Origin of the sequence: Rhodococcus sp. TAF43 (assembly GCF_052113525.1) — a bacterium.
GTDB lineage: Bacteria > Actinomycetota > Actinomycetes > Mycobacteriales > Mycobacteriaceae > Prescottella.
In genome coordinates this window covers 1-1,254 of sequence record NZ_JBFRDL010000123.1, presented here as the reverse complement: position 1 = coordinate 1,254, position 1,254 = coordinate 1, and the positions used below count along the sequence as shown (strand labels likewise).

At 65.3% G+C, this 1,254-nt stretch carries 1 protein-coding gene; it reads left to right on the top strand.

What is annotated here, in order from left to right; all coding sequences use genetic code 11:
- Positions 1-1,254: MMPL family transporter (locus AB4Z09_RS29090; RefSeq protein WP_442241393.1), on the top strand; the 1,254-nt coding region annotated here is incomplete at both ends.

The following is a 1,254-nucleotide window of genomic DNA, read 5'->3' as shown; positions in this document are numbered from 1 at the left end:
GGACGCGGTACGCCGCACCGTCATGACCGCGGGCCGCACCGTGCTGTTCTCCGCGACGATGATCGCGGTCAGCCTCGGCGGTCTGATCCTGTTCCCGCAGGGCTTCCTCAAGTCCGTCGCGTACGGTGCGATCGCGACGGTGCTGCTGGCCGCGTTCACCTCGGTCACGGTGTTGCCGGCGGTCCTGAGCATCCTGGGCCGGCGGATCGACAAGTTCGGGCTCAAGCGCTTCGGTCAGATCAAGTCGACCGAGGAGATCGAGTCCAGCATCTGGGGTCGGCTGACGCGGTGGGTGATGCGCAACCCGCTCAAGGTGACGATCCCGATCGTGGTCGGTCTGTTGCTGCTGATGGTCCCGCTGACGGGCATCAAGTTCGGTGGCATCAACGAGGAGTATCTGCCGGCGGACAATCCGACGCGGATCGCGCAGGAACAGTTCGACGAGTTGTTCCCCGGTAACCGCACCGAACCGGTGAAACTGGTGATCACCGGCGCCGATGGCATGCAGGTGGGCCAGATCTTCAAGACCGCGAGCGGGGCGCCCGGCCTGGTCGAGAAGTTCTCGATCGCCGGACCGGCGAAGGACGGCGTCCAGGTCCTCAAGGCCGGTCTGGTCGACCGCAACGACTCCGCCCCCACCATCGACTATCTGCGGGAGATGGACATCCCGGACGGCGTGGACGTCCTCGTCGGCGGCACCCCGGCGATCGAGCAGGACAGCATCAACGCGCTACTCGACAACCTGCCACTGATGGTGGCGACCGTGCTGATCGTGACCACGCTGTTGATGTTCCTGGCGTTCGGGTCCATCGTGCTGCCCATCAAGGCAGTGCTGATGAGTGCGCTCGGTCTCGGCGCGACGCTCGGCATCCTCACGTGGGTCTTCGTCGACGGTCACGGCTCGGGCGTGCTGGGCTTCACGCCCGGACCGATCACGTCGCCGATGCTGGTGTTGATCGTCGCGATCGTCTACGGCCTGTCCATCGACTACGAGGTGTTCCTGCTCTCCCGCATGGTCGAGGCCAGATCGCAGGGYGCSAGTACCACCGAGGCCATCCGGATCGGTACCGCGCACACCGGCCGGATCATCACCGCGGCCGCMCTGATCCTGATCGTCGTCACCGGCGCGTTCGGATTCTCCGAGCTGGTGATGATGAAGTACATCGCGTACGGCATGATCTCGGCGCTCGTCATCGACGCGACCCTGATCCGCATGTTCCTGGTGCCGGCGGTGATGAAGCTGCTCGGCGACGA